At 68.0% G+C, this 8250-nt stretch carries 7 protein-coding genes; all 7 read right to left on the bottom strand.

What is annotated here, in order from left to right; all coding sequences use genetic code 11:
- Positions 1-367: 367 nt before the first annotated feature.
- Positions 368-2071 (bottom strand): alpha/beta fold hydrolase, encoded by a 1704-nt coding sequence (locus ACFDS3_RS17510; protein ID WP_375263644.1) that lies wholly within the window; start codon positions 2069-2071, stop codon positions 368-370.
- A 28-nt stretch (positions 2072-2099) separates the two neighbouring features.
- The gene (locus ACFDS3_RS17505; protein WP_375263643.1) at positions 2100-3311 is read right to left on the bottom strand and encodes an acyl-CoA dehydrogenase; all 1212 of its coding nucleotides are present in this window, start codon (positions 3309-3311) and stop codon (positions 2100-2102) included.
- Between the two features lie 24 nt (positions 3312-3335).
- Positions 3336-3737 (bottom strand): PaaI family thioesterase, encoded by a 402-nt coding sequence (locus ACFDS3_RS17500; protein WP_375263642.1) that lies wholly within the window; start codon positions 3735-3737, stop codon positions 3336-3338.
- On the bottom strand, positions 3738-4913 hold the full coding sequence (locus ACFDS3_RS17495) for an acetyl-CoA C-acyltransferase (RefSeq protein WP_375263641.1): 1176 nt from the start codon (positions 4911-4913) through the stop codon (positions 3738-3740).
- Positions 4913-6976: a 3-hydroxyacyl-CoA dehydrogenase NAD-binding domain-containing protein gene (locus ACFDS3_RS17490; RefSeq protein ID WP_375263640.1), complete on the bottom strand. Its 2064-nt coding sequence runs from the start codon at positions 6974-6976 to the stop codon at positions 4913-4915. The genes ACFDS3_RS17495 and ACFDS3_RS17490 overlap by 1 nt, the downstream gene beginning before the upstream one ends.
- Positions 6977-7071: 95 nt before the next feature.
- The gene (locus tag ACFDS3_RS17485) at positions 7072-7899 is read right to left on the bottom strand and encodes an inositol monophosphatase family protein (RefSeq protein ID WP_375263639.1); all 828 of its coding nucleotides are present in this window, start codon (positions 7897-7899) and stop codon (positions 7072-7074) included.
- Positions 7900-7959: 60 nt separating this feature from the next.
- A partial coding sequence (locus tag ACFDS3_RS17480; RefSeq protein ID WP_375263638.1) for a cupin domain-containing protein occupies positions 7960-8250 on the bottom strand: 291 nt, incomplete at its 5' end.

Genomic DNA, 8250 nt, shown 5'->3' with positions numbered 1-8250 from the left:
ATGATCGTGGCCTTCGGGCGCGAAACCATCGACCGGGCCGCGATCGAGCCGCCCGATCGCCCCGAGATGTCCCGCACCGGCGACGCGGCCGAGTAGCGCGCGCAAGGATCGCGCCGTCTTAACGCCCGAGCGGCCATACCCGCCCGGCGCGCAACCACGGACAGCGAGAGCTTTGGAGAGGGCACCCGGCCTGACACACCGGACATGCCCGACCACGTTCTCACCGGTGAGACGACTGCCGGGGGTAGCGCCCCGTCCCCAATATGTCGCAACACACAGGGCGGCCGCCCCTTCGTCAGACATTGACCCGGACACGAAAAAACTCCGGCGCCGACGTGGCGGCCGGGGCCTTCGTGCTGCGCGTGGCTCAGCCGATATAGACTTGTGCGGCCTGCCCTCCGACAATGAACCAGCTGACGAACAGTGCGTTCAGCAGCGCGCCGGGCACGTAGCTGTTGGTACGGTAATACAGGAACGTGCTGAGGCACGCGGCAAAGATCAGCACCGGCACGAACTGGAACATCACGATGGTCTCGAGCGCCCAGCCCCCCGGCGTCAGGGTCGAGCCTGTCGTGAACAGCACCGCATAGTTGACGGCCAGGAACAGCACGAACCCGCCGGCCAGCGCCAGCGCGTTCAGGACGTAGGCGGCCCCGCCCTCGTTCTCGACCGACAGGCCTGCGTGCAGCGCCCGCAGCGCCAGCAGGAAGAAGACCGCCAGCGGAATCGCGTAGATCAGCGCGTAGCCCGCCTTCAGGGGGTCCAGGAGCTTGATCCCCACGAACCAGAAGCGCGGATCGACGAGGAACAGCCAGTCGATGAACGCCACCGCGACATAGCCCACCAGCACGGTCGCTGCCGCCAGCGCAAGGCTTGGCCCCACGTCGATGCTGAAGGTCATCGGCCGCCCCTTGAGGAACAGCCCGATCAGCGCCGCGATGGCGCCGTTCACCAGCGCCCAGAGCGCGATCTGGTTGGTCACCACCTGCGGCAGAAGCGGGCTTGCCGGCAGGATCGTTTCGGCCAGCCAGAAGACGGGGTAGTAGGTCGCCACGGGGATCAGCGCCGTCGCGGCGAAGATCGCCCACCACGTCCCGCCGCGATACCAGTGTGCGGCGCTCGTCGGAAGGTCGCGCAGCCGGTCTATATAGGGCACCCGCAGCAGAAGGCCCGCAGTGCCCGTCAGGAACAGCGCAAAGCCGATCAGGACGATCGTGGTGCCCAGTTCTTTCCAGTACCAGATCTGGTTGTCGGCGGGCAGGCTCGCCCCGCCGTCCAGCGTCTGGCCGAACCACGCGACCGCCTCGCCGATCGCCGCGCGTGAGATGTGGTCGCCCGGATGCGTCACCGGCGGCTGCGCCAGCATCCGCGCCGTGCCCTGGTCGATGTCGCCATAGACGCGGCCTTCCTCGACCACCTCGTCGGTGCCGAAGAGGGTCTGCAGCTTGGGGCTCTGCTCGGCATTGCCGGCCTCTTCCACGCCCCACATAAGCTGGCTGAACTCGTCATAGGCCGAGAACACGACCGCCAGGTTGCGCGGCCAGTCGGGCGTGCCTTCGCGGGCGAAGGGGGCGCCGGTGGACGACCCTTCCAGCACCATGGACTTGTAGCCGTCGGGATAGGCGGCCGCGGCGGCAAGAATCGTCCAGCCCCCCATGGAGTGCCCTTCGAGGCCGATATTGTCGGTGTCCACCATCGGCAGCGAGCGCAGGTAGGCCAGCGCCGCCGGCCCCCCGAACCCGTTCGAGAACGCGGCCCCTTCGGAATAGCCGTGGCCGGTCTGATCGACCGAGAACACCACGTAGCCGCGACGGGCGAACTCGATGGCGAAGGGCGACTGCACCTCGCGCGAGTTGATGTAGCCATGCACCGCCAGGATCGCGGGCGCGGGGTCCTCGGCGCTCGCGTCGGGCGGCAGGTAGAGCAGCCCGCTGCGCATCTGCCCGTCGGCGCCGACGAAGCGCACGTCCTCGACCTCGACCCCGCCGGGGCCGTGGATCGCCCAGGCCAGGATCGAACCCAGCAGCATCAGCACCGCGCCCAGGGCGAACAGCGTTCTCGACGTCTTCATCTCGTTGTTCCTCGATCAGCGCGCGGTCTCAGAAGAACGCCTGGATCCCCGTCTGCGCCCGTCCCAGGATCAGCGCGTGCACGTCATGGGTGCCCTCGTAGGTGTTCACCGTCTCGAGGTTGATCATGTGGCGCATCACCGAGTACTCGTCGGAGATCCCGTTGCCGCCATGCATGTCCCGCGCGGCCCGCGCGATATCCAGCGCCTTGCCGCAATTGTTGCGCTTCATCAGGCTGACCAGCTCGGGCGAGGCCTGCCCCTCGTCCATCATCCGCCCCAGCCGCAGCGAGCCTTGCAGCCCCAGCGCGATCTCGGTCTGCATGTCGGCGAGCTTCTTCTGGAACAGCTGCGTGCCCGCGATCGGCTTGTCGAACTGCTTGCGCTCAAGCCCGTAGCTGCGCGCGGCATGCCAGCACGCCTCGGCCGCGCCCATGGCCCCCCACGAGATGCCATAGCGCGCGCGATTCAGGCAGCCGAACGGACCCTTGAGGCCCTGCACGTTCGGCAGCAGCGCATCCTCGCCCACCTCGACGCCGTCCATGACGATCTCGCCCGTGGTCGAGGCGCGCAGGGACAGCTTGCCGCCGATCTTGGGCGCAGACAGGCCCTTCATCCCCTTTTCCAGCACGAAGCCGCGGATCTTGCCATCATGCGCCTCGGACTTGGCCCAGACGACGAAGACGTCGGCGAAGGGCGAGTTCGAGATCCACATCTTGGAGCCGTTCAGCACGTAGCCGCCGCCGGTCTTCCTGGCGACGGTCTTCATGCCGCCGGGATCCGAGCCTGCGTCGGGTTCAGTCAGCCCGAAGCAGCCGATCAACTCGCCCGACGCCAGCCCAGGCAGGAACTTCTGCTTCTGCTCTTCGGACCCGTAGGCGTGGATCGGATACATCACCAGCGACGACTGCACCGACATCATCGAGCGGTAGCCCGAATCCACCCGCTCGACCTCGCGCGCGACGAGGCCGTAAGTCACGTAGCTCGCACCGAGCCCGCCATATTCCTCGGGGACCGTGACGCCCAGAAGCCCCGCCTGCCCCATCATCGGGAACAGGTCCGGCGCATCCGATTCCGCGCGGTAAGCCTCGGCCACGCGCGGTTGCAGCACACTTTCAGCGAACTGGCGGGCCGCGTCGCGCAGCATCCGCTCGTCCTCGGTCAGTTGCGTCTCGAGGAGCATCGGGTCGCTCCATTCGAAGCTGCCAAGCTCGGGGCCGTGGCCCTTGGTATCCTTCGCCATGTCGTGTCCTCCCATGACTTTATCCTACTGCCCCGCGACGGACTTGAACACGCCCGTCGCCGTGGCGATGATCCGTCCGTCCGCGGTCTTGAGCGTGCCGTCCACGTATTTCACCTTGCGCCCGCCGCCCTGGATGCGCGCGGTCGCGACCAGTTCGTCGCCCAGAGCGCCCGAGGCGACGTAGTTCGTCGTCAGCGACAGCGTGACCACCGGATGCATCCCGTCCGGGTCGATGGCCAGCGAAGCCGTGCCCCCCATAGCGCTGTCCAGCAGCAGCGTGACAAGACCGCCATGCAGCCGGTCGGTGCGGTTGGTGTGCCGCTCGTCCACGGTCATCGTGGCGCGCGCCGTCTCGCCGCCGAGGTCAAGCACGTAGCCAAGCGCGCGCTGCGTCCCCGTCTCGTCCTTCAGGACCGGGCCGCCCACTCAGAAGATCTCGAACAGGCCGGCCGCACCCTGGCCGCCGCCGATGCACATGGTCACGACGCCGAGCTTCGCGCCCCGGCGCTTCCCTTCGATCAGAAGGTGGCTGGTGGTCCGCGCGCCGGTCATCCCGAACGGGTGCCCGATCGAGATCGAGCCGCCATCGACGTTCAGCCGGTCATCGGGGATCCCCAGCTTGTCGCGGCAATAGAGAAGCTGCGACGCAAACGCCTCGTTCAATTCCCACAGGTCGATGTCGTCGACGGAAAGGCCCTGCCGTTCCAGCAAGCGCGGAACGGCATAGACCGGGCCGATGCCCATCTCGTCCGGCTCGCAGCCCGCAACGGCATAGCCGCGGAAGGCGCCGAGGGGTTCCAGCCCCAGACGCTCGGCCTCGGCCTCGTCCATCATCACCAGCGCCGCGGCGCCGTCCGAAAGCTGGCTGGCGTTGCCGGCGGTGACGTACTTGCCCTCGCCGCGCACGGGTTCAAGCTTTTGCAGCCCCTCGAGCGTGGTGCCGGGGCGGTTGCATTCGTCCTGCTCGACCACGCGGGTCTGTTCGCTGACCTCGCCCGTGGCCTTGTCCTTGACGGCTTGGGTGACCTCCATCGGCACGATCTCGGCGTCGAAACGCCCGGCCTCCTGCGCGGCGGCGGTCCGTTGCTGGGACGCCAGCGCCAATTCGTCCTGTGCCTCGCGGGGGATGCCGTAGCGTTCGGCCACGATGTCGGCGGTGTCGATCATCGGCAGGTAGAGGTCGGGCTTGTGCGCCATGATCCAGTCGTTCGGCGTCTCGTCCGGGGGCGGCTGGACGCGGCTGATGGACTCGAGGCCGCCTGCCAAGACCGCCTTCGCCCCTTCGGACGCGATCATGTGGCCGCCCATCGCGATGGCTTGCAGGCCGCTGGCGCAGAAGCGGTTCACAGTGGTGCCCGCGATGGTCACCGGCAGCCCCGCGCGGATCGCGGCCTGACGGGCGATGTTGCGCCCCGTGGCGCCCTGCGGATAGCCGCAGCCCCAGATCGAATCCTCGATCAGGCCGGGGTCGATGCCCGCGCGCTCGACCGCGTGGCGGGCGGCGTGACCGCCCATGTCGGCGCCGTGGGTCAGGTTGAAGGCGCCCCGGTGGGCCTTGCCGACGGGGGTGCGGGCGACCGAGACGATGACGGCGCGGCTCATCAGTTCAACTCCTCGAAGGTGCCGTCACGCTCGACCAGTTCGGCGATCAGGGGCGCTTTTTGCCAGAATTCGGGATTTTCGGCGGCGTAGCGGTCGATCCGGTCCGAGATCACCCGGAGGCCGACGTGATCCGCATATTTCATCGGCCCGCCGCGGAAGCGGGGAAAGCCATAGCCGAACAGCAGCACCGCATCCACGTCGAGAGGCCGCTGCGCGATCCCCTCGCCCACGACCTTGGCGGCCTCGTTGACCATCGCGGTCATATAGCGCTCGACCAGCTCGGTCTCGTGGAACTCGCGCGGCTCGATGCCCTTTTCGGCGCGGATGTCCTCGATGATCTGCTGGACCTCGGGGTCTTCCTTGGTGCCGTCGTCATAGGTGTAGTAGCCGCGCCCGGTCTTGCGCCCGAGGCGCCCCATCTCGTTCAGGCGGTCGTCCCAGTCGGGGTTCACCTCGCCCGGTTGCGGACCCTTGCGGGTGCGCGTGGCGTGCCCGATGTCGAGGCCGGCAAGGTCCGCGACCTTGTAGGGGCCCATCTTGAAGCCGAACCGTTCGATCGCGGCGTCGATCTGGTAGGGCGAGGCGCCTTTCAGCACCATCTCGGTCGCGGCGGCGCGGTAGTGGCTGAGGATGCGGTTGCCGATGAACCCGTCGCAGACGCCCGAGCGGACGGCCACCTTCTTCAGTTTCCTGGCCAGCGCGAAGGCCGTCGCGACCACCTCGGGTGCGGTCCTGTCGGCCACCACGACCTCGACCAGCCGCATCACATGCGCGGGCGAGAAGAAGTGCAGGCCGATGACGTCCTGCGGGCGGCCCGTGGCGTCGGCGATCTGGTTCACGTCGAGATACGAGGTGTTCGTCGCCAGAACCGCGCCCTGCTTCATCAGCTCGTCGAGTTGGGCAAAGACCTGCCGCTTCACATCCAGGCTTTCGAACACGGCCTCGATGACGATGTCGGCCTCGGACAGCGCCTCGTATTCGACCGTGGTGGTCAGGTCGGCCCGGCTGCGACCCTCTTCGCTCATCTTGCCGCGCTCGACCGCGCCGTCGAGGTTCTTCGAAATCGTCAGGTAGGCCTTCTCGGCGCGGACGGCATCGGTTTCGACCAGCGTGACCGACAGGCCCGCGAGCAGGCATGCCGTGGCGATCCCTGCGCCCATCGTGCCGCCGCCGATCACCCCGACGGTGGCGATATTGCGCGGCTCGACCCCTTCAATTTCGGGCAGGCGCGAGACCTTCCGTTCAAGGAAGAAGGCGTGGCGCAGCGCGTCGCTCTGCCGGCTCTTGATGAGGTCGAGGAACGTCTCGCGCTCCAGCTTCATTCCCTCGTCGAACGGGGTGTCGAGCGTGCGGAATGCGGCCTCGGCGGCACGGACCTGCGCGATCTCGCCGGTGTACCTGTCTTCCAGCACTTCGCGCCATGTCTCGAGGTCGCGCTTCGGCGAATCGGGAGCGGGCAGGTCGCGGGTGGGCCGGGGCGTCGCGCCTTCGGCCAGAAGCTGCTCGGCATAGGCGATGCCGGCAAGGCGCGGCTCGTCCACGCTGACCACCCTGTCGATCAGGCCGTACATCTGCGCCTTCTCGGGCTCGATCGGCTTGCCCGACGTCATGATCTCGACCGCGGCGTCAAGCCCCGCTAGGCGCGGGACGCGCTGCGTGCCGCCCGCGCCGGGAATGAGGCCCAGCGACACCTCGGGCAGGCCGAGCTTGGCGCCCGTCAGCGCCACACGGTAGTGGCAGCCCAGCGCAACCTCGAGCCCCCCGCCCAGCGCCGCGCCGTGGATGGAGGCGACCACGGGTTTCGAACAGCGCTCGATCCGGGCGATCACGTCGGGCAGCGACGGCTCGGTCGGCGGCTTGCCGAATTCCGAGATGTCGGCGCCGCCAAGAAACAGGCGCCCCGCGCCTGTCAGCACGGCAATCTCGGCATCATCGGATTCGAAGCGGTCGAAGGCAGCGGCCAGCGCTTCGCGGACTGCCTGGCCCAGCGCGTTGACCGGCGGGTTATCGACGGTGACGACGGCGATCGCGCCTTCGCGGTCATAGCGGACGGTGTCGGACATGGCTCTTCTCCCAAATTCAGGGGAAAGCTAGCCTCATGCGCGGCAGACGCAACCACCGATTTCCGTCTGTTGAAACTCGATTCCGCTAAGCGGAATTACGCGAGCACATCAGTCAGTGTGTCGCGCAAGCTGTCGAGCCGCGTGGATGCGCAGGCCGCCAGCAGGACCTGATCGCGGTTGGTCGGGTCATAGGGTCCGCCGGCCAACGTGCCCCAGGCGCCGCCGGCTTCTTCGACGATCAGTTGTCCGGCGAGGTGGTCCCACGGCTTGGACTGCGCAGCGATCAGCCAGTCGACGTGGCCCGCGGCCAGCATCCGATACTCGTAGAGCGAGCAGCGCAGGGACTGCACCCGTGAGAAGGCCGGCATGAGAGGCGCCAGCGCTTCCTTCCGGCGTCCGTCGAACATGCCAAGCGGCAGGTAGCCCGTCTCCATCCCCGGCTCACGCGGGGCGCGAGTCTTGATCGGCGCGCGGCTGCCGTCGCCGCGGGCGAAATGCGCCCCCTGCCCTGCACGCGCAATCATCCAGTCATCGCAGACGGGGTCGTAGAGCAGGCCCATCACGGTCTTGCCGGCCTCGCGAACGGCGACGATGACGCCGAAGACCGCGAGCCCGTGGGCAAAATTCCAGGTCCCGTCGATCGGGTCGATGACGATGCAGGGCTCGGGCCGGGTCAGGTGGTCCAGGATCGACGGATCTTCCTCGACCGCTTCTTCGCCGACGACCGACGCGCCGGGCAGGATCTCGGCCAGGCGCCGGGTCAGCGCCGCCTCGGCCGCGGTGTCGGCGATGGTGACGAGGTCCTCGGGGCCTGTCTTGGTCTCGACATCGCCCGGTGACAGGGCGCGGAAACGGGGCATGATCTCGGCCTTCGCCACGTCCCTGACCGCCTCGACGAAGGCATCTGCCGTGCGTTCATCCATGTCGTCCGTCCCCCTGCTGGTGCGGGCCGAAGCGTAGCGCGCCGCCGCGACGCGGCAATGTCAGAGCGCCAGCGCCGCATGGCGGTTCACGTCCTTGTAGAGCAGGTAGCGGAACGGCCCCGGCCCGCCAGCGTAACAGGCCTGCGGGCAGAAGGCGCGCAGCCACATGTAGTCGCCCGACTCGACCTCGACCCAGTCCTGGTTCAGCCGGTAGACCGCCTTCCCTTCGAGCACGTAGAGCCCGTGTTCCATCACATGGGTCTCGGGAAACGGGATGACGCCGCCGGGCTGGAAGGTGACGATGGTGAGGTGCATGTCGTGGCGCAGGTCGGCGGGATCGACGAAGCGAGA

The organism is Palleronia sp. (assembly GCF_042089775.1).
GTDB lineage: Bacteria > Pseudomonadota > Alphaproteobacteria > Rhodobacterales > Rhodobacteraceae > Palleronia.
Note: the sequence above shows the minus strand (reverse complement) of the source record. Positions and strands in the feature narration are given on the sequence as shown.

What these genes read in the sequence shown, in the direction of transcription:
- ACFDS3_RS17485 (WP_375263639.1), bottom strand. Translation starts at nt 7,899, where the DNA reads ATGGATGAACGCACGGCAGATGCCTTCGTCGAGGCGGTCAGGGACGTG.
- ACFDS3_RS17490 (WP_375263640.1), bottom strand. Translation starts at nt 6,976, where the DNA reads ATGTCCGACACCGTCCGCTATGACCGCGAAGGCGCGATCGCCGTCGTC.
- ACFDS3_RS17495 (WP_375263641.1), bottom strand. Translation starts at nt 4,913, where the DNA reads ATGAGCCGCGCCGTCATCGTCTCGGTCGCCCGCACCCCCGTCGGCAAG.
- ACFDS3_RS17510 (WP_375263644.1), bottom strand. Translation starts at nt 2,071, where the DNA reads ATGAAGACGTCGAGAACGCTGTTCGCCCTGGGCGCGGTGCTGATGCTG.
- ACFDS3_RS17505 (WP_375263643.1), bottom strand. Translation starts at nt 3,311, where the DNA reads ATGGCGAAGGATACCAAGGGCCACGGCCCCGAGCTTGGCAGCTTCGAA.